The following is a 21,859-nucleotide window of genomic DNA, read 5'->3' as shown; positions in this document are numbered from 1 at the left end:
GTTCAGCCGCCCAACCAGACATAGCTCGCGAGCCGCCCCGTGGTGCGCTCGCGCCGGTACGAGAAGTGGTCCGTGGATTCCAGGGTGCAGACGTGGGGGTGCTCTTCCGTCTTCACGCCCGCGTGCGCGAGCTGGGAGCGCACACCGGCGGTCACATCCACCGCCGGAGTGCCCCAACTGGTCTCGGCCCATGCCGCGGGCACGGTCTTCGCGACCTCGGCGCGCATCGCCTCGGGGACCTCGTAGCAGCGCCCGCAGACCGAGGGGCCCGTACGGGCGAGAATCCGGGCGGGGTCCGCGCCCAGTTCGGTCATCGCCCGCACCACCGCAGGCACCACCCCGGCGACCAGGCCCGGCCGCCCCGCGTGCGCGGCCCCGGCGACCCCGGCCACGGGGTCGGCCAGCAGTACCGGGGTGCAGTCGGCGGTCAGGACGGCGAGGGCGAGCCCCCGACGGGCCGTCACCACCGCGTCGACCGCCGGGACCTCGCGGTCCCCCCACGGCCCGTCGACCACGGCCACGTCCCGGCCGTGCACCTGGTTCATCCAGACGACCTCGGCCGGGTCCAGGCCCAGCGCCTTGGCCGCCAGTTCACGGTTGGTCCGTACGGCCGCGGGGTCGTCGCCGACCGCGCCGCCGAGGTTGAGCTGGTCATACGGAGCGGCGCTCACTCCGCCCCACCGGTCGGTGAAGGCGAAGTGCGCGCCGCTCGCGTCGTGCTGTTGCGCTATCACTTCTGGATCGCTTCAGGATCGCCGTGGAGCCATGCCCGCACGGCTCACTTGAGGAAGTCCGGCACGTCCAGCTCCTCGGCCTGGCTCTCCGGGTACGGACGGGCCGGCGGGACCTGGGGAGTGGGCATCGGGGCGGGCGCCGGGACCTCGGCGACGGGGGTCGGCTCGGGCGCGGGCTCCTCCTCGCGCGGGGTGACGCTGCCGAGCCCGCCGAAGGACGGCCGGCTGCCGGTGTCGGAGGACGAACGGCCGGTGCCGGCGCCGACCGGGCCGAGGCCCTCGTCGCGGCTGCCGCCGCCGTAGGAGCCGAGCACCTTGTCGCGGTTCTTGGCCGGCGGCTGACCGCCGTCGAAGCCGGCCGCGATCACGGTGACCCGGACCTCGTCGCCGAGCGCGTCGTCGATCACCGCGCCGAAGATGATGTTGGCCTCGGGGTGCGCGGCCTCGCTCACCAGCTGGGCGGCCTCGTTGATCTCGAACAGGCCGAGGTCGGAGCCGCCGGAGATGGAGAGCAGCACACCGCGCGCACCGTCGATGGAGGCCTCGAGCAGTGGCGAGGAGATCGCCATCTCGGCGGCGGCCACCGCGCGGTCGTCGCCGCGGGCCGAGCCGATGCCCATGAGCGCCGAGCCCGCCTCGGACATCACGGACTTGACGTCCGCGAAGTCGAGGTTGATCAGACCCGGGGTGGTGATCAGGTCGGTGATGCCCTGGACGCCCGACAGCAGTACCTGGTCCGCGGACTTGAACGCGTCGAGCACGCTCACCTGACGGTCCGAAATGGACAGCAGCCGGTCGTTCGGAATCACGATGAGGGTGTCGACCTCGTCGCGCAGCCCCGCGATGCCGTCCTCGGCCTGATTGGCGCGGCGGCGGCCCTCGAAGGTGAACGGACGGGTGACCACACCGATCGTCAGTGCGCCCAGCGAGCGGGCGATGTTGGCGACGACGGGCGCGCCGCCGGTGCCGGTGCCACCGCCCTCGCCCGCGGTGACGAAGACCATGTCGGCCCCCTTGAGGACCTCCTCGATCTCCTCGCGGTGGTCCTCGGCGGCCTTCCGGCCGACCTCGGGATTGGCGCCGGCGCCGAGGCCGCGGGTGAGCTCGCGGCCGACGTCGAGTTTGACGTCCGCGTCACTCATCAGCAGGGCCTGCGCATCGGTGTTGATCGCGATGAACTCGACGCCCTTGAGCCCGACCTCGATCATCCGGTTGATGGCATTCACGCCACCGCCGCCGATGCCGACGACTTTGATGACTGCGAGGTAGTTCTGCGGTGCTGCCACGTCGAAGGCCTCTCGCCTCGAGTTACGTGTCGCCACCCCGCCGTTGCCGCGGTGCGCCGACTGATGCCGAATGGGACGGTTCTGATCGCCGACCCCAACCCTAACGCTGAAGTTTAGGGTTACCAGTGCCTCTGTTTCCCGGAGTCTTCGGAACAGGACACTAAGTCGACAAGTGGCGCGCGTTCAACGAACACGCCGAACCTCCCGTTTTTCTTTTCACCCTATGTGATCACCCAGCGGACTAGCCAACCAGGGTCCTGGCCTGCGGCCCCTCTTCCTGCGCGGTCTCGCTGTATACGTCAACCGCGCGTCACCGCAGGGGCGGTCGGCGCACTGACGTCGTAGCGCTCCGCGTCCGGCACGGCCTTCATGAGCGCGGTCAGAGTCTTCGCCTTGGCCGCCCCGCGCTCGGAGCTGCCCCATACGACCGTGCGGCCGCGGGTCAGCCCGAGCGCGATGGAGTCATAGGAACGGACGCGGATCGAAAGGGTCTCCGCCCGGACCTTTTCGGGCAGTTGAGCGATCACGCCGACCGCCTCACGGCGCAGCCTGGGCGCGCCGAAATGGCGGGAACTCGGCGACCGGTCCGCGTCCACTTCCAGCAGCGGAACGCCCTTCGGCGCCTGTGGAACGGTCGCGAACAGCACGCCTTCCTCGTCTACTTCGAGGAACTTGCCGTCCTTTTGGACGATCGCCTCGGGCCTGCGCTCGGTCACCCGTACGGCGATGGTGTCCGGCCAGGAGCGCGAGACGTCCACCTCCGCTATCCGCGACAGCCGCGCCCGCAGCCTGTGCTCGACGGAGTCGGTGTCCACCGCCGCCAGCGGCTCGTTCAGCGGGACCGCGGCGGCCTCGCGCACCTCGTCCGGGGTCAGGGCGGCCGTACCGCTGACGGCCACATGCTCGACCCGCAGCCAGCTCGACCCGTACAGCAGCCAGGTGACGCCGGAGCCGAGGAGCACGGTCGCCACCCCCGTCACCAGCACCGTGCGGCGGCGGGGCAGCCGGAGGCGGCGGCGCGCCTTGAGGGCGGGCGGGGGCGGGCCGGGCGGCGGTGTCCTTCGGGCACCGCCCTTGGCGGTCGTCGCTCCGGCCACGCTTGCCCACCTTCCTTCTTCCGGTCCGGAGGGGTCCTTGAGGTCGCCCTCCGGACCGGCCCCGCCTCACATCTGGCGGCGTGCCGCGATTGCCTCGTACACCATGCCGACCAGCAGCTCGTCGGCGTCCCGGCGGCCGAACTCGGCGGCGCGCCGGGACATCTCGTACAGACGGTGCGGGTCGCCGAGCACGGGGAGCACATGGGACTGGACCCACTCGGGGGTCAGCTCCGCGTCGTCGACCAGCAGCCCGCCGCCGGCCTTGACCACCGGCTGGGCGTTGAGCCGCTGCTCGCCGTTGCCGATGGGCAGCGGGACGTAGGCGGCCGGCAGCCCGACGGCGGACAGCTCGGCGACGGTCATCGCGCCCGCGCGGCAGAGCATCATGTCCGCCGCGGCGTACGCGAGGTCCATCCGATCCACGTACGGTACCGGCACATAGGGTGGCATACCGGGCATGTTGTCCACGCGTGGCAGTTCGTTTTTCGGTCCGACCGCGTGCAGGATCTGGATTCCGGCCCGCTGCAGGAACGGGGCGACCGACTGGACCACCTCGTTCAGCCGGCGCGCGCCCTGCGAGCCGCCGGAGACCAGCAGCGTCGGCAGGTTCTGGTCGAGGCCGAAGGCGGCGCGCGCCTCGGGGCGGACCGCCGCCCGGTCGAGGGTGGCGATGGTGCGGCGCAGCGGGATGCCGACGTAGCGGGCGCCGCGCAGCTTGCTGTCCGGGGTGGAGACCGCGACGAACTTGGCGTACCGGGAGCCGATCTTGTTGGCGAGGCCCGGCCGGGCGTTGGCCTCGTGGACGATGATGGGCACCCCGAGCCGCTTTGCCGCCAGATAGCCCGGCAGCGCCACATAGCCGCCGAAGCCGACCACGCAGTCGGCCTTGGTGCGCTCCAGGATCTGCTCGGCGGCCTTGATCGTGCCGCGCAGCCGCCCGGGGACGGTGATCAGCTCAGGGGTGGGCTTGCGCGGCAGCGGCACGGCGGGGATCAGCCCGAGTTCGTAACCCCGCTCGGGCACGAGCCGGGTCTCGAGCCCCCGCTCCGTGCCGAGCGCCGTGATCCCCACGGTCGGATCCTGCCTGCGCAGGGCGTCCGCGAGGGCGAGCGCGGGCTCGATGTGGCCGGCGGTCCCCCCACCGGCGAGTACGACATGCACCGAAATTCACCGCTCTCCGGACGGTCGCTTCTTGACGCGCCGTCTCATCGTCTTCCGTCTCACCCGAGCCAGCTTCTTCCGCAAAGCAGGCTGCCGCGTGGCCAGCGCCGCCCGCGCGCTCGGCTCCGCCCGCGCGAAGGCGATCAGCAGGCCGATCGCGAACATGGTCGGCAGCAGGGCGGACCCTCCGTAGGAGAACAGCGGGAGCGGGACCCCGGCGATCGGCAGCAGACCGAGCACCGCGCCGATGTTGACCACGGCCTGGGCCGTGATCCAGGTGGTCACGCCTCCCGCGGCATACCTCACGAAGGGGTCCTCCGTGCGTCCGGCCACGCGGATACCCGCATAGCCTAGAGCCGCGAAGAGGACGAGCACCGACAGCGTCCCCGCGAGGCCGAGTTCCTCCCCGGTAATGGCGAAGATGAAGTCGGTGTGCGGTTCGGGTAGTTCGCCCCATTTTTCCATACTTGCGCCCAGTCCGGAACCGAACCAGCCGCCATTGGCGAGGGCGTAGATCCCGTGCACCGCCTGCCAGCACTGATCGCCCGGACCGGGCTCGGTGGCCCCGATACAGGCGAGCCGGGACATCCGGTTGGCACTGGTCTTGATGAGCAGCACACCGATCGCCACGGCGAAGGCGAGCACCCCGGCGAACAGCCGGGTAGGGGCGCCGGCCAGCCACAGCAGGCCGAAGAGGATGGCGGTGAGGATGATCGCGGTGCCCATGTCCCCGCCCAGCATGATCAGGCCGAGCAGCAGGGCCGCCGCGGGCACCAGCGGGACCAGCAGGTGCTTCCACTGGGCCAGCAGCCGCTTGTCCTGTTTGCGGGCCAGCAGATCGGCCCCCCACAGCACCAGCGCGAGCTTGCCGAATTCGGAGGGCTGCAGCAGGAACGGGCCGCCGAAGGAGATCCAGTTCTGGTTGCCGTTGACCGCCACCCCTATCCCCGGCACCTGCACCAGGCACATCAGGAAGACCGACCCCGCGAGCAGCGGATAGGCGAAGGCGCGGTGCAGCTTGATGGGCATGCGCACGGCGAGCAGCAGCAGCGCACCGCCCAGCACGGCGGCGAGCAGCTGCTTGCGGAAGAAGTAGGAGGGGGCCAGCCCCGACTGCAGCGCCTTGATCTGGGAGGCGGAGTAGACCATCACCAGGCCGAGCACGATGATCAGCAGGCTGCCGCCCATGATCAGGTAGTACGCGGTCAGCGGCCGGTCCCACGCCTTTCTGAGCCGCGTCTGCGCTCCGCGCAGCGCCTCCAGCACGCTCCCGCGGGTGGGGCGGCGGGGCGGGCGGGGGGCGCCCGGGCCGCGCTCGGGGCGTGTGAAGCGCGGGGCCCGCTCGCGCGCGGCCGTCCGCTCCCGGGGGGCCGCCCCCTTTTTCGCGGCCGTCCCTTCGCTCCCCGCCACGCGCCTGCGCCCCACCGCGCCCTGACGCGCGGCGCCGCTCTGGCGCGCGGCCGCCCGCTCCGGCGCGGCGGCCCGCTCCCGTGCGCCCGCGCGCTCCCGCGAGGCAGGCTGGGCCCGCGGGGTCGTCCGGTCCCGGGGAGCCGCCTGGGACCGTGGCGCGCCGCGGCCGGTGCCCGGGCGGCCGGGCCTCCAGGGTCGCGGCGCGGCGGGCTGGTCAGCCGTCATGTCGTATCCCCTCCAAGGTCCCCGCGCGAGCGGTCCGCGCGGGGGACCGGCGGGTTACTGATCGTCCGGGACCCGGCCCGAGGCCAGGTCGTGAACCGCCGCGGCGAAGGCGTCGCCCCGCTTGTTGTAGTTGGCGAACATGTCCATCGAGGCGCAGGCCGGGGCCAACAGGACCGTATCGCCCGGCCGGGCGAGCCGGGCCGCTTCCCGGACAGCCGCCGCCATCGCCCCAGTGTCGGTCCGGTCGAGGTCCACGACCGGGACATCTGCCGCGTGTCGCGCGAGCGCTTCGCGGATCAGGGCCCGGTCGGCGCCGATCAGCACGACCCCGCGCAGCCGCTTCGCCGAGGCGACCACCAGCTCGTCGAAGGTGGCGCCCTTGGCCAGGCCGCCCGCGATCCACACGATGGGATCGAAGCTGTCCAACGACGCCTGGGCCGCGTGGGTGTTGGTGGCCTTGGAGTCGTCCACGTACGCCACCCCCGCCACGTCCGCGACGTGCTCGACGCGGTGCGGATCGGGCCGGAAGGCGCGCAGCCCGTCCCGTACGGCGGTGGGCGGGACGCCGAAGGCGCGGGCCAGGGCGGCCGCCGCGAGGGCGTTGGCGATGTTGTGCGGGGCCGGCGGGTTCACATCACGGACTTCGGCGAGCTCCTGGGCCTGCTTCTGCCGGTTCGCCACGAAGGCCCGGTCGACCAGGATGTTCTCGACGACGCCGAGCTGGGAGGGGCCGGGCGTGCCGAGGGTGAAGCCGATCGCCCGGCAGCCCTCCTCGACATCGGCGGCGCGCACCAGGTCCTCGGTGGCCGGGTCGGCGACGTTGTAGACGCAGGCGACCTGGTTGCCCTCGTAGATACGGCCCTTGTCGGCCGCGTACGCCGCCATCGAGCCGTGCCAGTCGAGGTGGTCGGGCGCGAGGTTGAGCACGGCGCCGGAGTGGGCGCGCAGCGACGGCGCCCAGTGCAGCTGGTAGCTGGAGAGCTCGACGGCCAGGACGTCGTACGGCTCCTCGCCGAGCACCACGTCCAGCAGCGAGACGCCGATGTTGCCGACCGCGGCGGTGCGCAGCCCGGCCGCCTCCAGGATGGCGGCCAGCATGCGCACGGTGGTGGTCTTGCCGTTGGTGCCGGTGACCGCGAGCCACGGCGGCGCGTCGGCCTTCCTGAGCCGCCAGGCCAGCTCGACATCGCCCCACACCGGCACGCCGGCCTCGGCGGCGGCCTGGAACAGCGGGCTGCTCGGCTTCCAGCCGGGCGTGGTGACGATCAGCTCCGCGCCCTGGGGAAGTGTGTCCCCGTCGCCGAGCCGGACCGTGACGCCGCCCAGCGCCTCCAGTTCGGCCGCCTCGGCGCGCTGCCGCTCGCCGTCGTTGCCGTTGACGACGGTCACCGTGGCCCCGAGGCCCCGCAGCGCACGCGCCGCGGGGACCCCGGAGACGCCGAGTCCGGCGACGGTGACATGCCGCCCGGCGAGGTCGGAGACGTCCAGTGTCACTGGGCTCGCCATCCCCCGTAGAAGAGGCCGAGTCCGACGATCACGCACATGCCCTGGATGATCCAGAACCGGACCACCACAAGGACCTCGCTCCACCCCTTGAGTTCGAAGTGGTGCTGTAGCGGCGCCATTCTGAAGACGCGCCGCCCGGTGAGCCGGAAGGAGCCGACCTGGATGACCACGGACATGGTGATCAGGACGAACAGGCCGCCGAGGATGGCGATCAGCAGCTCGGTGCGGGAGCAGATGGCCAGGCCGGCGAGCGCCCCGCCGAGCGCGAGGGAGCCGGTGTCACCCATGAAGATCTTCGCGGGCGAGGTGTTCCACCACAGGAAGCCGAAGCAGGCGCCCATCAGCGCGGAGGCGACGACCGCGAGATCGAGCGGGTCGCGGACCTCGAAACAGGACGAGGGGTTGGTGAGGGTCTGCGCGTTGGCGCAGGACTCCTGGTACTGCCAGACGCCGATGAAGGTGTAGGCGCCGAAGACCATCACGGAGGCGCCGGTGGCCAGGCCGTCGAGGCCGTCGGTGAGGTTCACGCCGTTCGACATCGCCAGGATCATGAACAGCGCCCAGATCGCGAAGATCACCGGACCGAAGGACCAGCCGAAGTCCTGGACGAAGGAGAGCCGGTCGGAGGCGGGGGTCTGCTGCCGGGAGTCGGCGAAGTTCAGCGAGAGGATCGCGAAGGCGACGCCGACGATCAGCTGGCCCAGCATCTTGGCCTTGGCGCGCAGACCCAGGCTCCGCTGCTTGACGATCTTGATGTAGTCGTCCAGGAAGCCGACCAGGCCCATGCCGGCGAACAGGAAGAGCACCAGCACACCGGAGAAGGTGGGCTGGCTGCCGGTGATCACCTTCGTCAGGGCGTAGGCGATCAGCGTGGCCAGGATGAAGGAGATGCCGCCCATGGTGGGCGTGCCCTTCTTGCTGCCGTGGGTGCGCGGGCCGTCGTCCCGGATGAACTGGCCGTAGCCCTTGCGCGCCAGCAGTTTGATCAGCAGCGGGGTGCCGATCAGGGTCAGGAAGAGCCCGATGGCTCCCGAGAAGAGGATCTGCCTCATGCCACCCATCAGCGGACGACCTCACCCTCGCCCTCGAGCAGCGCCTGCGCGACCCGCTCCAGCCCCACCGACCTGGATGCCTTCACCAACACGACGTCCCCCGGTCGCAGCTCGCTGCGCAACAGATCGACCGCCGCCCGCACGTCGGACACGTGCACCGACTCCTCACCCCACGAACCCTCGTTCTTGGCGCCCATGTCGAGCCATGCGGCCTCCTGGCCGCCGACCGCCACGAGCTTGCTGACGTTGAGCCTGACGGCCAGCCGCCCGACCGCGTCGTGCTCGGCCAGTGACTCCTCGCCGAGCTCGGCCATCGGGCCCAGCACCGCCCACGTGCGCCCCCCTTCCGCCTGGCCGGCCGTGCCCATCGCGACCAGCGCGCGCAGCGCGGCTCGCATGGACTCGGGGTTCGCGTTGTAGGCGTCGTTGACGACCGTCACGCCGTCCCGGCGCTCGGTGACCTCCATCCGCCAGCGGGAGAGCTGACCCGCCTCGGAGAGCGCCACGGCGATCTCGTCGACGGACATGCCCAACTCATGAGCGACGGCGGCCGCGGCAAGCGCGTTCGACACGTGGTGCTCACCGTACAGGCGCATGGTCACTTCACTGCACCCGGTAGGGGTGTGAAGGGTGAAGGACGGCCGACCGCCGTCGGCGAGCCGGACATTCTCGGCACGTACGTCGGCATCGGCGGCCTCGCCGAACAGCACCGTGCGGGCCTTGGTGCGCGTCGCCATGGCGCGTACGAGGGGGTCGTCGGCGTTGAGCAGCGCGATCCCGCCCTCCGCGGCGGCGGGCAGGGCCTCGACGAGCTCGCCCTTGGCCTCGGCGATCGCCTCACGGCCGCCGAACTCGCCGATGTGGGCGGTGCCGACGTTGAGGACCAGGCCGACGCGGGGCGGGGTGAGGTCGGTCAGGTACCGGATGTGGCCCTTGCCCCGGGCGCCCATCTCCAGCACCAGGTGGCGGGTCGTCTCGTCGGCGCTCATCGCGGTCAGCGGCAGGCCGATCTCGTTGTTGAGCGAGCCCGGCGTCCACACGGTGGGGCCGTGCCGCCGCAGCAGCTGCGCGATCAGGTCCTTGGTGCTGGTCTTGCCCGCCGAGCCGGTGAGCGCGACCACGGTGGCGTCCAGGCGCTGTACGACGGCGCGGGCCAGCACCCCCAGGGCGGCCTGGACGTCGGGCACGACGATGACCGGTACGGGCGCGTCCGCGGCGGCGGACGGGACCGGCCGAGCGGCCAGCACCGCCACGGCGCCCGCCTCGACCGCGCGGGCCGCGAAGTCGTGCCCGTCCACGCGCTCGCCGGGGAGCGCCGCGAAGAGGCCGCCCGGGCGCACCTCACGGGAGTCGATCACGACGGGGCCGGTGACCTTCAGGTCCGTGTCCGGTATGTCGTGCGGCTGCCCGCCGACGATGCCGATGATCTCGGCGAGGGACAGGGCGATCACTGATCACCTCCGGCCGTGCGGGGAAGCTGCCGGGAGGGGGCTGGTGCGCGCATGGCGGTCTGTCATCCCTGGTTGTCTTGGCGTTTGACGGCGAGCTCGATGGCTTCGCGCAGTACCTGGCGGTCGTCGAAGGGGCGTACCACCCCGGCGATGTCCTGACCCAGCTCATGGCCCTTGCCCGCGACCAGGACGGTGTCGCCGGGCTCGGCGCGGGCGACGGCGGCGGCGATGGCCTGCGCCCGGTCGGCGTCGACCAGCACATCGCCGCGTTCGTGTACGGGCACCTCGGCGGCGCCCGCGAGCATGGTGGCCAGGATCGCCAGCGGGTCCTCGGAGCGGGGGTTGTCGGAGGTCAGCACGGCGGTGTCGGCGTAACGGGCGACGGCGGCGCCCATGGGGCCGCGCTTTTGCGGGTCGCGGTCGCCGCCGCAGCCGAGGACGGCGTGCAGCCTGCCCTCGGTGACCTTGCGCAGGGCGCGCAGGACCGACTCGACGGCGTCCGTCTTGTGTGCGTAGTCCACAACCGCGAGATACGGCTGTCCGGCGTCCACGCGCTCAAGCCGGCCGGGCACCCCGGGGACGGCCGCGACGCCGTCGGCGGCGGTCTGCGGGTCGATCCCGGCGACGGCGAGCGCCACGACGGCGGCGAGCGTGTTGGCGACGTTGAAGGCGCCCGGGAGGGGCGCGGCGGCGGTCACGGACTCGCCGTTCGGACCGACGATGGTGAACTCGGAGCCGAGCGGGCCCACCGTCACGCCGGCCGCGCGCCAGTGGGCGTCGGGGTGGCCCTCGGCGGAGAAGGTGGTGACCGGGACCTCGGAGAGGTCCACCAGGCGTTTGCCGTACTCGTCGTCCAGGTTGATCACCGCGGCGCGGCTGCGCGCCTTGGTGAACAGCTGCGCCTTGGCCTGGAAGTAGTCCTCCATGCCGGAGTGGAACTCCATGTGCTCCGGGCTGAGGTTGTTGAAGACGGCGACGTCGAAGACGCAGCCGTCGACCCGGCCGAGCACCAGGGCGTGGCTGGAGACCTCCATGGCCAGCGAGCGGACCCCGCGCTCGCGCATCACCGCGAAGAGGGCCTGCAGATCGGTGGCCTCGGGGGTGGTGCGCTCGGATTTGATCCGCTCGTCGCCGATCCGCGACTCGACGGTGCCGATGAGGCCGGTGAGCGAGCCGTCGCCCTTGGCGGCGGCCGCCTTCAGCCCGCCCTCGACGAGGTAGGCGGTCGTGGTCTTGCCCGAGGTGCCGGTGATGCCGATCTGCAGCAGGTCCCGGCCCGGCTCGCCGTAGATCGTAGCGGCCAGCGCGCCCATCCGGCCGCGCGGGTTCTCGACGGCCAGGACCGGCAGCCCGGTGGCCGCCGCGCGCTCGGCGCCGCCCGGGTCGGTGAGCACGGCCACCGCGCCGAGGTCGGCGGCCTGGGCGGCGAAGTCCGCGCCGTGGAGGCGGGCGCCGGGCAGGGCCGCGTAGACGTCACCGGGGCGCACGGCCCTCGAGTCGTGGGTGATGCCGGTGACGGCCGCCTCCTCGGGGGCCTTCAGGGCGTCGAGGCCCAGCTGATCGGCCAGCTCCCGGAGCGGGGTGGCGCGGACCTGGAGGGGCCGGGGCGCTCCCGGGTAGGCCGAGGGGCCGCCCTTTTGAGTGGGCGGCTGCGAGGGCTGGGAGGTTTGAGACTGATCAGCGTGGGGCACGGCGTGAGACTACCCGCCGCACCCGCTCCCCCGCGAAATGAGGGGGTGCTGCGCGCAGCGCAGACGGTTGAGGGTGGTGGTGGGAGACGGGCAGGCGAGGGGTGCCTGCGCGCAGCGCAGACGGTTGAGGGTGGTGGTGGGAGACGGGCGGGCGAGGGGTGCCTGCGCGCGGGAGTGGAGTGGTCTCGGTCACGGCTTGACCGTCATCGGCCGGGGCTGTAGCTGACCGGCAGCCGCGCCGCCCGCTTCCCTGACGGGGCCACCTGCAGCGTCTTCAGCGAGAACTCCATGACCTGTTTGAAGACCGGCCCGCAGACCTGGCCGCCGAAGTAGCTCCCCTTGGTCGGGTTCTGGACGGCGCAGTACACGGTCACCCGCGGCTGGTCGGCGGGCGCGAAGCCCGCGAAGGAGGCGGTGTAGCCGTGGTAGCGGCCCGTCTTGGGGTCCACCCGGTTGGACGTGCCGGTCTTGCCCGCGACCCGGTAGCCGGGGATCTTCGCCTTGGTCCCGGTGCCCTGCTGGTCGTCGACGACCGACTCGAGCATCGAGGCGAGCGTCTTCGCGGTCTTCTCGCTCACCACCCGGGTCCGCTTGGCGGGCGGCGCGGCCGTGAAGCGGTCTCCGGAGCTTTGGGTGCCGCGCACCAGGGAGGGCTGGACGCGTTCGCCGCCGTTGGCGATGGTGGAGTAGACGGAGGCCGCCTGTACGGCGTTGAGCGAGAGCCCCTGGCCGAAGGGGATCGTGTACTGCTGTGAGGCGCTCCAGTCCTCCGGCTTGGCCAGGATGCCCCGGGTCTCGCCGGGGAAGCCGAGCCCGGTGTAGCTGCCGATCCCGAACTTCCGCAGGTACGAGTAGAGAATCCGGTCGGCTTGCTTCTGGTTCTTCCCCAGCTGTTCGGTGGCGAGGATGGTGCCGATGTTGCTGGACTTGGCGAGCACCCCGTTGAGGGTGAGGTACCAGGTGGGGTGGTCGATGTCGTCCGCGAAGGCGCGGTCCGCGCGCGGCAGCCGGTTGGGGACCACCACATGGGTGTCCCAGGTGGCGACGCCCTCCTCCAGGACGGCGGCCATCGACATCAGCTTGCTGACGCTGCCCGGCTCGTACGCGTCCGAGAGCGCGGCGTTGCCCATGGCGTCCGCGTTCGCGCCCGAGATGTCGTTCGGGTCGAACCCCGGGGCGTTGGCCAGCGCCAGGATCTCACCGGTGCGGGTGTCCTGGACGACCACATAGCCGCGGTCCGCCCTGGACTTCTTCACCTGCTCGCTGATGGCGCTCTGCGCGGCCCACTGGATGTCGCGGTCGATGGTCAGCTCGACGTCGCTGCCGGGCACCGCGGGCTGCTCCTTGACGTCCCCGGTGGGCACCTGGCGGCCGCCGGACTGGGCGTAGACCCGCTTGCCGTCCTTGCCCGCGAGCTGCTTGTTCAGCTCCCGCTCGACGCCCGCGGCGCCGTGCCCCTCCGCGTCCACGAAGCCGAGCACCCCGGCGGCGAGGTCCCCGTTCGGGTAGACCCGCTTGCTGTGCGCCTCGCGGTTGACGCCGGCCAGGACGTTCACGCCCTTGCCCTTGGCCGCCGCGTCGTCCAGCGCGTTCTTGAGGTCCTTGATCTGCTTCCACACCTGGGGGGACTGCTGGCGGGCCAGCACCACGTACTTCGACTTCGGATTGGCGGTGAGCTTCCGCTCCAGCTCCGCCTGGTCCTCGCCGAGGATCGGCGCGAGCAGCGCGGCGGCCTGGCGCGGCGCGTCGTCGGTCTTGGCCGTCTGGGGGGTGAGGAGGTCGGGGGCGGCGGTGATGTCGTACGCGTCCACGGTGGTGGCCAGGTCGACGCCGTGGCGGTCGGTGATCGAGCCGCGCTCGGCGGCCAGCGTGACCGGGATGTAGCGGTTCACATTGGCCTTCGCCGCGTACGCGCCCGCGTCGACGGCCTGCACCTGCAGCAGCCGTACGACGAAGACCAGCATGATCAGGGTGAGGCCGAGGCTGATCAGCCGCAGCCGTGGGCGCGGGCTGCCCAGCCGCAGCGGGGATGCGGCGTTCCCCGGCCGGGCGGCCCCGGCGGACCGCCGCGGGGCGGGGCGTGCGTCGCCCGGCCGGCGCGGCGCGCCCTGGCGCGGGCGGCCGTCGCCCCGCGACGGTCCGCCGGGGCCGGGCAGGCGGCGGGGGTCGCGCGGGGCCGTCACGCCGTCGTCCCGGGACCGGTCCTGGCGCGGACGGTCCTGGCGCAGACGGTCCTGGCGCAGGCAGAGGGTCGCGTCACCGTGTCACCTACCGAGGGGCGGGGGTGGAGTTCGCGGACGGAGCGGCGCCGGGCGCGGTGGCCGTCGCGGCGCCGTCGGCGGGCGGCGCCGCCGAGGGCGTCGGGGAGACCTCGGCGTCGTCGGACACCGCGCCCGGCGCGGTCGACGACGGCGATGCGGCCGTGGGGCCGGGGGCGGACGCCTGGGCCGAGGGCGCCGCGGCGGGCGGGGACGGCAGCGGCGCCCCGGGGGCGCGGTACACCGAGGGCCCGCCGGAAGCGGGCGCGGGCGCGCCCCTGACGCTGCCGTCCGGGTTCAGGAACGCCGGGCTGCCACCCGGCACCATCCCGAGCTCCCGGGCCCGCCGCTCCAGCGCGTCCGGCGCGGAGAGCCTGTCCACTTCCTGCTGCAGCGCCTGCCGCTCATCGGAGAGTTCGGTGGTCTGCCTCTCCAGCCTGCTGAGCTCGAAGGACCCTTGGTTGAGCGAGGAGTTGAGCAGCAACAGCGCGATCAGCCCGGATCCCAGCAACACCACGACCAGCAACACAAACGGCGTCCGCCGCGCCACCCTCGTCCCCCCGGCCATCACCACGTCCCCCTGTCCCCATCACCCTTCACGCCCCGGCCACGCGCCCCCGATGCCGCGCGCACGTCGCCCGCGGCGCGGAAGCGTTCGTCTCCCCGCCCGCGCAGCGACGGCGCGGGCACCACTGCCGCCCGCCGCCCGGCAACGGCACCCGCAGCGCCAACGCACTCGTCCCCACCCCCGCACGGCGCACCCGCGAGGTTTGCCACCCGCCGCCCGGTGGCGACGGCGTGTGTGGCACTCACGGCGCGACCTCCTCGCGGATGCGCTCCGCGCCTCTCAGGCGGGCGGGGGCGGCGCGGCGGTTTTCGGCGATTTCTTCTTCCGTGGGAAGTTCCGCGCCGCGGGTGAGGAGCTTGAGGCGGGGCTGGTAGCGCTCGGGGACGACCGGCAGGCCGGGGGGTGCGGTGGACTCCGCGCCGGCGCCGAGTACCTGCTTGACCAGGCGGTCCTCGAGCGACTGGTAGGAGAGGACGGCGATGCGGCCGCCGACCGCGAGGGCCGCGACGGCTGCGGGGATCGCGCGTTCCAGGACCGTGAGCTCGCCGTTGACCTCGATCCGCAGCGCCTGGAAGGTGCGCTTGGCGGGGTTGCCGCCGGTGCGCTTGGCCGCCTGCGGCAGGGCTTCACGGATGAGTTCGACCAGCCGGGCGCTGTTACGGAAGGGCTCCTTCGCCCGCTCGCGCACCACGGCGTCCACGATCTTCCTGGCGAACTTCTCCTCGCCGTACGTCCGCAGGATGCGCACCAGTTCGCCCGGTGGGTAGGTGTTGAGCACCTCGGCCGCGCTGATCCCGGTCGTCTGGTCCATCCGCATGTCCAGCGGCGCGTCCTGCGCGTAGGCGAAACCGCGCTCGGCCTCGTCGAGTTGCATGGACGACACGCCGAGGTCGAAGAGGATCCCCTGGACGCGCGGGATGCCGAGCCGGGCGAGGACGTCGGGGAGCTCGTCGTAGACGGCGTGCACGAGGGTCGCCCGGTCGCCGTAGGGGGCCAGGCGTTCGCCGGAGAGCTGGAGCGCCGCCGGGTCGCGGTCGAGGGCGACCAGCCTGGCCTCGGGGAAGGTGCGCAGCAGCGCCTCGCTGTGCCCGCCGAGGCCCAGGGTGCAGTCCACCACGACCGCTCCGGGCCGCTCCAGGGCGGGGGCGAGCATGTCCAGGCAGCGCTGGAGCATGACGGGGACGTGGAGAGCGTTGCTGCTCATGCGCTGCTCGTGCGCCCTTCTGCGGGTCGGGCGAGGAGGGCACGCACCGCCGGGTCCCCACCCGCTCTGAAGGGGAAGTGACCTACTGGCGCCGGGGAAGTGACGTCAGGCGGCCGGAGCGGGAGGAGGCCGAGTGGTACGTACGCACCGCGCTCACGCGAAATTCCGGGATCCTTGGGGAGCGTCAGGCCTCCCACTTCGCGCCACTTTAGTCCACTCGTCCCTTCGGTCAACCAACCGGCCACCGTGCCCGGCGCGGGTGTCGAACACGTGCGGCGGGCGCACGGAGGGGCGGGCGCCGCCGGTGTGGGGTCTCTCACACGGATGGCCGTGCGCCTGCCGATGCACCCGTTTGCCCTATCTAAAGAAAAGACAAAATCCCCTGGTGGAAGGTAGTGTTCCAGCCATGTCGATATCCGCGCCGCAGCCGCTGCCCCAGTCCGCCGACAGCGCCGCCCGCACGGGAGGTACGGTCACCGATCGCCTCGTAGAGGCCAACCGCCGTTATGCCGCCGAGTTCCAGGACCCCGGCATGGACGCCCGCCCCGTGCTGCGCGTCGCCGTGGTCGCCTGCATGGACGCGCGTCTCGATCTGCACGAGGCGCTCGGCCTGGAGCTGGGCGACTGCCACACCATCCGGAACGCGGGCGGTGTCGTCACCGACGACGTCATCCGTTCCCTGACGATCAGCCAGCGCGCGCTGGGCACCCGCAGCGTCGCGCTCATCCACCACACGGGCTGCGGCCTGCTGAACCTGACCGAGGACTTCCGGCACGACCTGGAGGACGAGGTCGGCCAGCGGCCGTCCTGGGCGGTCGAGGCCTTCAAGGACCTCGACGCCGACGTACGCCAGTCGATGCAGCGGGTGCGCACTTCCCCGTTCCTGCTCCACACGGATGATGTGCGCGGCTTCGTCTTCGACGTGAAGACCGGTCTGCTGCGCGAGGTGGCGCCACGCGAGTGAGCCCGTTTTAACTCCTCAAAACCCTCCAGTCCCGACAAATCACTCCGGGTTATCCACAGCCGAGTGACGAGATGAGGCAGGGACCGCAAGAATGCGTATGTGACATCGCCCCCCGCGGCCTGCGGGGGGCCGATGCCAGCGTGTTGCGGTGGGCCGGTCCGTTCCGAGGGCAGCGGCCCCGAGATCGGGCCGAGGAGGGCCGGGTGACGACCTATGACGAGCGAGCGAGCCTCAGCGATCTGACCACCACAGCGGAGCGGGTCCGCCGGTCGGTGGAGGGTGTGATCGAGGGCAAGCCCGAGGTCGTGCGGCTTTCGCTGACCGTACTGCTCGCTGAGGGGCATCTCCTGCTGGAGGATGTCCCGGGCGTGGGAAAGACCATGCTTGCCAAGGCGCTCGCGAAGTCCATCGACTGCTCGGTGCGCCGTATCCAGTTCACTCCCGACCTGCTGCCTTCGGACATCACGGGCGTGAGCGTCTACGACCAGCAGCAGAAGGACTTCGAGTTCAAGCCCGGTGCAATCTTCTCCCAGATCGTCATCGGGGACGAGATCAACCGGGCCTCGCCCAAGACCCAGTCGGCGCTGCTGGAGTCGATGGAGGAGCGGCAGGTCACCATCGACGGGCAGACGTACGAGCTGCCGACCCCGTTCATGGTCGTGGCCACGCAGAACCCGATCGAGATGGAGGGCACCTACCCGCTGCCCGAGGCGCAGCGCGACCGCTTCATGGCGCGCGTCTCGATCGGCTATCCCAGCCCGCAGGCCGAGCTGCAGATGCTGGACATCCACGGCGGTGTCTCCCCGCTGGACGATCTGCAGCCGGTGGCCCATGCCCATGAGATCGCCAAGCTCATCGAGGCGGTCCGCGAGGTCCATGTGGCCGAGGCCGTCCGGCGTTACGCGGTCGACCTGGTCTCCGCCACGCGCAACCACCCCGACCTGCGGCTGGGCGCGTCGCCGCGGGCGACGCTGCATCTGCTGCGGGCGGCCAAGGCGGCCGCGGCGCTGGCCGGGCGGGACTTCGCCCTGCCCGACGATGTGCAGTCGCTCGCCGTGGCCGTACTGGCCCACCGGCTGCTGCCGACCGCGCAGGCCCAGCTGAACCGGCGCACCTCGGAGCAGGTGGTGGCGGACATATTGCAGCGCACCCCGGTGCCCAGCGCGGCTCCGCGCGGCGCGGGCCAGCAGATGCCGCCCGGCGCGGCCTCCATGCCACCGCCCGGAGCGCCGCTGCCGCCCGGCGCCGGCCCGGTGCCCCCCGGCGCCGGTCCGATGCCGCCCGTGCCGCCCGCGCCTCCGGTTGAGTACGGTCAGCAGCCGCCGGGCGCGCGGAGGCTGTGATGGCGGCAGGGGGGATGCCCGTGGCCCCCGGCGACGACGACGGCCGCGAGGGCCGGGGCGGGCTGCGGGCGGCGCTCGCCGGCCTGACCACCCGCGGCCGTTCGTTCCTGGCGGCCGGGGTGGCGGCCGCGGTGTGCAGCTATGTCCTGGGGCAGGCCGATCTGCTGCGGGTCGGGCTGCTGCTCGCGGCGCTGCCCCTGGTGTGTGTGGCCGTGGTCTACCGCACCCGTTACCGGGTGGCGGGCAGCCGACGGCTCTCGCCCGCGCGGGTCCCGGCGGGCTCCGAGGCCCGGGTGCACCTGCGCATCGACAATGTCTCGCGGCTGCCCACCGGCCTGCTGATGCTGCAGGACCGCGTGCCGTACGTGCTCGGGCCGCGGCCGCGTTTCGTGCTGGACAGGGTGGAGCCGGGCGGGCGCCGCGAGGTGTCCTACCGGGTCCGCTCGGATCTGCGCGGCCGCTATCCGCTCGGCCCGCTGCAGCTGCGGTTGAACGACCCGTTCGGGATGTGCGAGCTCACCCGCTCCTTCAGCGCGTACGACACGCTGACGGTGGTGCCGCGGGTCGAGCCGCTGCCCCTGGTGCGCTTCGCGGGCGAGGCCATGGGCTACGGCGACGGGCGGCACCGGTCGCTCGCGCTCGCGGGCGAGGACGACGTCATCCCGCGCGGCTACCGCCACGGCGACGATCTGCGCCGGGTCCACTGGCGGTCCACCGCGCGCTACGGCGAGCTGATGGTCCGCCGGGAGGAGCAGCCGCAGCGCGCCAGCTGCACGGTGCTGCTGGACACCCGGCGCGTGGCCCACCAGGGCTCGGGGCCGGACTCGGCGTTCGAGTGGGCGGTCTCCGGAGCGGCCTCGGCCGCGGTGCACCTGCTGGAGCGGGGCTATGGGGTCCGGCTGCTGACCGACACCGGCACCTCGGTGCCGGGCCCGGACAGCGGGGGCGGCTTCACCGGCTCGGGCCATGACTCGGCGGACACGGCCGGGCTGATGCTCGACACCCTCGCGGTGGTGGACCACTCCGAGGAGGCCGGGCTCTCCCGGGCCTACGAGGCGCTGCGCGGTGGCAACGAGGGGCTGCTGGTGGCGTTCCTCGGCGATCTGGACGAGGAGCAGGCGACGATGGTCGGCCGGATGCGGCACCGCACCGGGACGGCGGTGGCGTTCGTCCTGGACGGCGGCGCCTGGTCCCGGGGCGCGTGGGCCCCGGATCCGCGGGGTCTGGAGGAGCGGCTGCGGATGCTGCGGGAGTCGGGGTGGACGGCGCTGCCGGTCACCCCCGGCACCACGGTGGCGCAGCTGTGGCAGCAGGCCGACGCCCAGGGCAGCGTCCAGGCCGGCGTCGGGCGGCCGTCGGCGGGCGGCGGTATGACAGGGGGCTGGGCATGAGTGGAAGCGTGCGACTGGCGATATGCGCCGCGCTGGCGACGGTGGCGGCGGCCTGTGCGTTGCTGCCGCTGGTCGACAAGCCCGGCTGGCTCGTACAGGCCGCACTGCTGCTGGCGATCCAGAGCACGGTGGGCGCGCTGGCCCGCCGGGTGCCGCTGGCGCGGCCGCTGACCCTGGCGGCGCAGGCCGTGACGGGCCTGCTGCTGCTCACGATCGCCTTCGCGCGCCACGAGGCGCTTGCCGGGGTGCTCCCGAGCCCGCAGGCGTTCCAGGCGCTGGGGCGGCTGCTGCAGCAGGGCACGGTCGACGTGGGGCAGTACGCGATTCCGGCGCCGGTCACCGACGGCATCAAGCTGCTGCTGGTGGGCGGGGTGCTGGTGATAGGCCTTGTGGTCGACGCGCTCGCGGTGACCTACCGCAGCGCCGCCCCCGCCGGGCTGCCGCTGCTCGCGCTGTACTCGGTCGCGGCGGGCCTGTCCGACGGCGGCGACGACTGGCTGTGGTTCCTGGTGGCGGCGGCCGGCTATCTGCTGTTGCTGCTGGCCGAGGGGCGGGACCGGCTGTCCCAGTGGGGCCGGGTGTTCAGCGGCGGCGCCCCGCGCCCGTACGGGATGGGGTCCTCGGGCCTGGCCGGGGCGGGCGGCAGCCCGGCGCTGGCCCCGGTGCGCACCGGCCGCAGGATCGGCGCGCTGGCGCTGGGGATCGCCCTGGCGGTGCCCGCGGTGCTGCCGTCCCTGGACGGCGGCCTGCTGGACCAGCGGAACGGCGGCGGTGGCGGCAGCGGGGGAAACGGGACGATCTCGGCGGTGAACCCGCTGGTGTCGCTGCAGGACAGCCTGAACCAGCCGGAGAACCGCGAGGTGCTGCGGTACCGCACCTCCTCCCAGACCGCCCAGGACATGTATCTGCGGATCGTCGCGCTGGACAAGTTCGACGGGACGGCGTGGAAGTCCTCCGAGCGGCATGTCCAGGACGTGCCGGACAATCTGCCCACCCCGACCGGTCTCGGCGCCTCCGTGCGTGTCTCCTCGATCGACACCAGGATCACCGCCGCCGACTGGTACGCGCAGAACTGGCTGCCCCTCCCCTACCCCGCCATGAAGGTCGACATCGACGGCCGCTGGCGCTATGAGCCGGAGGGCCGGACGCTGGTCGGCGACCGGGGACAGACCACCCGCGGTGTGCGGTACCGGGTCAACAGCCTGGTCGTGGAGCCGACCGCGGCGCAGCTGGCCGAGGCGCCACAGCCGCCGGCGAAGCTGCTGCGGGAGTACACCGAGGTGCCGGACTCGCTGCCGTCCGTCGTCTCCCGCACGGCGCGCCAGGTGACCGCGGGCGCTTCGAACGCGTATGAGCAGGCGGTGAAGCTGCAGGACTGGTTCGCCGTGAGCGGCGGGTTCCGCTACGACACGCGGGTGCAGTCGGGCAGCGGCTCGGCCGCCATCGTCAAGTTCCTGCAGCAGAAGGAGGGGTTCTGCGTCCACTTCTCCTTCGCCATGGCGGCCATGGCCCGCACGCTGGGCATCCCGGCCCGGGTGGCCGTCGGGTTCACCCCCGGCACGGCGCAGGCGGACGGCTCGGTGTCGGTCGGGCTCAAGGACGCCCACGCCTGGCCCGAGCTGTACTTCGAGGGCGTCGGCTGGACCCGTTTCGAGCCCACCCCCAGCCGCGGCACCCAGCCCGACTACACGATGGAGCAGACGCCCTCCGGCGACTCCACCGATGAGCCGACGCAGGCGCCCACCGCGTCCGAGGAGCCGTCGGCCGCGCCGTCGGCGTCGGACAGCTGCGCGCAGGACATGAAGAAGCTCGGCGAGTGCGGCGGGGCCCCGGGCGAGCAGCCCGAACAGCCCTCCTCGAGCGGCGGCTGGTCGGTCGGCAAGCAGATCGGCTGGAGTTCGTTCGCGGCGCTGCTGCTGGTGATTCCCCTGCTGCCGATGTTGTGGCGGCAGCGGCTGCGGGCCCGCAGACTGGGCGGCTCGGGCGGGCGCACCGAGCAGGACGCCGCCGACCGGATCCTGGCGGCCTGGCGGGAACTGCTCGACACCGCCTGGGACTTCGGGATCGTGCCGGACGACTCCCAGACCTCGCGCAACGCGGTGGCCCGCATCGTGCGGATGGCGGAGCTCGACCAGGAGGCGGCAGAGGCGGCGCAGCGGGTGGCCGCGTCCGTCGAGCAGGTGCTGTTCGCACCGCGGCCGCGTCCGGCTCCGGGCGTCGGGGACGAGGTGCGGTTGGTGCTGGCCGGTTTCCGGGCCAAGGCCGGGCGGTGGGACCGGCTGCGGGCGTTGCTGGCCCCGCGGTCGGCGGTCCGGGTGGTCTGGGCGGCCTCGGCGCGCTGGTCCGCGCTGGTCGAGCGGTGGGGCGCACCCCGGTGGGCACGGTGGCTGTCCGGGCTGCGGGGCGGTCCCAGCCGTCAGCGGGGCTGACGGGGACGAGGGGACGCGACAGCGAAGCGAGGGGCGGCCGCCGAGTGGCGGCCGCCCCTCGCTCATGCACGAGATGGCGCGTGCGCTTG

16 protein-coding genes are annotated in these 21,859 nt (G+C 72.8%); 4 read left to right on the top strand and 12 right to left on the bottom strand.

Annotated features, from left to right (window positions below):
- Window positions 1-2: 2 nt before the first annotated feature.
- From pgeF to rsmH, 12 genes are all read right to left on the bottom strand, one after another.
- The gene (gene pgeF / locus ACFZDL_RS11850) at window positions 3-734 is read right to left on the bottom strand and encodes a peptidoglycan editing factor PgeF (RefSeq protein WP_353592904.1); all 732 of its coding nucleotides are present in this window, start codon (window positions 732-734) and stop codon (window positions 3-5) included.
- Window positions 735-778: 44 nt separating this feature from the next.
- The gene (gene ftsZ / locus ACFZDL_RS11845) at window positions 779-2,020 is read right to left on the bottom strand and encodes a cell division protein FtsZ (RefSeq protein WP_353592903.1); all 1,242 of its coding nucleotides are present in this window, start codon (window positions 2,018-2,020) and stop codon (window positions 779-781) included.
- Window positions 2,021-2,319: 299 nt separating this feature from the next.
- Window positions 2,320-3,117: an FtsQ-type POTRA domain-containing protein gene (locus tag ACFZDL_RS11840; RefSeq protein ID WP_353592902.1), complete on the bottom strand. Its 798-nt coding sequence runs from the start codon at window positions 3,115-3,117 to the stop codon at window positions 2,320-2,322.
- Window positions 3,118-3,183: 66 nt separating this feature from the next.
- The gene (gene murG / locus ACFZDL_RS11835; protein ID WP_353592901.1) at window positions 3,184-4,278 is read right to left on the bottom strand and encodes an undecaprenyldiphospho-muramoylpentapeptide beta-N-acetylglucosaminyltransferase; all 1,095 of its coding nucleotides are present in this window, start codon (window positions 4,276-4,278) and stop codon (window positions 3,184-3,186) included.
- Window positions 4,279-4,284: 6 nt separating this feature from the next.
- Complete coding sequence (gene ftsW / locus ACFZDL_RS11830; RefSeq protein WP_353592900.1) at window positions 4,285-5,913, bottom strand: putative lipid II flippase FtsW; 1,629 nt, start codon at window positions 5,911-5,913, stop codon at window positions 4,285-4,287.
- A 54-nt stretch (window positions 5,914-5,967) separates the two neighbouring features.
- On the bottom strand, window positions 5,968-7,419 hold the full coding sequence (murD, locus tag ACFZDL_RS11825) for a UDP-N-acetylmuramoyl-L-alanine--D-glutamate ligase (protein WP_353592899.1): 1,452 nt from the start codon (window positions 7,417-7,419) through the stop codon (window positions 5,968-5,970).
- Window positions 7,404-8,471, bottom strand: a complete 1,068-nt coding sequence (gene mraY, locus ACFZDL_RS11820; protein WP_353592898.1) for a phospho-N-acetylmuramoyl-pentapeptide-transferase — start codon at window positions 8,469-8,471, stop codon at window positions 7,404-7,406. Before mraY ends, murD begins: the two co-directional genes overlap by 16 nt.
- 8 nt (window positions 8,472-8,479) lie before the next feature.
- Window positions 8,480-9,922, bottom strand: coding sequence for a UDP-N-acetylmuramoyl-tripeptide--D-alanyl-D-alanine ligase (gene murF / locus ACFZDL_RS11815; RefSeq protein WP_353592897.1), 1,443 nt, complete (start codon window positions 9,920-9,922; stop codon window positions 8,480-8,482).
- Window positions 9,923-9,984: 62 nt separating this feature from the next.
- Window positions 9,985-11,613, bottom strand: coding sequence for a UDP-N-acetylmuramoyl-L-alanyl-D-glutamate--2,6-diaminopimelate ligase (locus ACFZDL_RS11810; protein ID WP_353592896.1), 1,629 nt, complete (start codon window positions 11,611-11,613; stop codon window positions 9,985-9,987).
- A gap of 203 nt (window positions 11,614-11,816) precedes the next feature.
- Window positions 11,817-13,796, bottom strand: a complete 1,980-nt coding sequence (locus ACFZDL_RS11805; RefSeq protein ID WP_353592894.1) for a penicillin-binding protein 2 — start codon at window positions 13,794-13,796, stop codon at window positions 11,817-11,819.
- 85 nt (window positions 13,797-13,881) lie between these two features.
- The gene (locus ACFZDL_RS11800; RefSeq protein WP_353592893.1) at window positions 13,882-14,439 is read right to left on the bottom strand and encodes a septum formation initiator family protein; all 558 of its coding nucleotides are present in this window, start codon (window positions 14,437-14,439) and stop codon (window positions 13,882-13,884) included.
- 241 nt (window positions 14,440-14,680) lie between these two features.
- Window positions 14,681-15,643 (bottom strand): 16S rRNA (cytosine(1402)-N(4))-methyltransferase RsmH, encoded by a 963-nt coding sequence (gene rsmH, locus ACFZDL_RS11795; RefSeq protein WP_353592892.1) that lies wholly within the window; start codon window positions 15,641-15,643, stop codon window positions 14,681-14,683.
- 406 nt (window positions 15,644-16,049) lie between these two features.
- Here rsmH and ACFZDL_RS11790 point away from each other — a divergent pair, with 406 nt between their 5' ends.
- From ACFZDL_RS11790 to ACFZDL_RS11775, 4 genes are all read left to right on the top strand, one after another.
- The gene (locus ACFZDL_RS11790; RefSeq protein ID WP_353592891.1) at window positions 16,050-16,607 is read left to right on the top strand and encodes a carbonic anhydrase; all 558 of its coding nucleotides are present in this window, start codon (window positions 16,050-16,052) and stop codon (window positions 16,605-16,607) included.
- Between the two features lie 203 nt (window positions 16,608-16,810).
- Window positions 16,811-17,950, top strand: a complete 1,140-nt coding sequence (locus tag ACFZDL_RS11785; protein WP_353592890.1) for a MoxR family ATPase — start codon at window positions 16,811-16,813, stop codon at window positions 17,948-17,950.
- The gene (locus ACFZDL_RS11780; protein ID WP_391190970.1) at window positions 17,950-19,341 is read left to right on the top strand and encodes a DUF58 domain-containing protein; all 1,392 of its coding nucleotides are present in this window, start codon (window positions 17,950-17,952) and stop codon (window positions 19,339-19,341) included. Before ACFZDL_RS11785 ends, ACFZDL_RS11780 begins: the two co-directional genes overlap by 1 nt.
- On the top strand, window positions 19,338-21,770 hold the full coding sequence (locus ACFZDL_RS11775) for a DUF3488 and transglutaminase-like domain-containing protein (protein WP_353592889.1): 2,433 nt from the start codon (window positions 19,338-19,340) through the stop codon (window positions 21,768-21,770). Before ACFZDL_RS11780 ends, ACFZDL_RS11775 begins: the two co-directional genes overlap by 4 nt.
- Window positions 21,771-21,859: the final 89 nt, after the last annotated feature.

The sequence above is a fragment of the Streptomyces sp. NPDC007917 genome (assembly GCF_042959105.1).
Classification (GTDB): domain Bacteria; phylum Actinomycetota; class Actinomycetes; order Streptomycetales; family Streptomycetaceae; genus Streptomyces.
Note: the sequence above shows the minus strand (reverse complement) of the source record. Positions and strands in the feature narration are given on the sequence as shown.

Excerpts from the sequence above, each read along its gene's own strand:
- ftsW (WP_353592900.1), bottom strand. The coding sequence starts at position 5,913 with ATGACGGCTGACCAGCCCGCCGCGCCGCGACCCTGGAGGCCCGGCCGC.
- murD (WP_353592899.1), bottom strand. The coding sequence starts at position 7,419 with ATGGCGAGCCCAGTGACACTGGACGTCTCCGACCTCGCCGGGCGGCAT.
- mraY (WP_353592898.1), bottom strand. The coding sequence starts at position 8,471 with ATGAGGCAGATCCTCTTCTCGGGAGCCATCGGGCTCTTCCTGACCCTG.
- ACFZDL_RS11800 (WP_353592893.1), bottom strand. The coding sequence starts at position 14,439 with ATGGCCGGGGGGACGAGGGTGGCGCGGCGGACGCCGTTTGTGTTGCTG.
- rsmH (WP_353592892.1), bottom strand. The coding sequence starts at position 15,643 with ATGAGCAGCAACGCTCTCCACGTCCCCGTCATGCTCCAGCGCTGCCTG.
- ACFZDL_RS11790 (WP_353592891.1), top strand. The coding sequence starts at position 16,050 with ATGTCGATATCCGCGCCGCAGCCGCTGCCCCAGTCCGCCGACAGCGCC.
- ACFZDL_RS11780 (WP_391190970.1), top strand. The coding sequence starts at position 17,950 with ATGGCGGCAGGGGGGATGCCCGTGGCCCCCGGCGACGACGACGGCCGC.
- ACFZDL_RS11775 (WP_353592889.1), top strand. The coding sequence starts at position 19,338 with ATGAGTGGAAGCGTGCGACTGGCGATATGCGCCGCGCTGGCGACGGTG.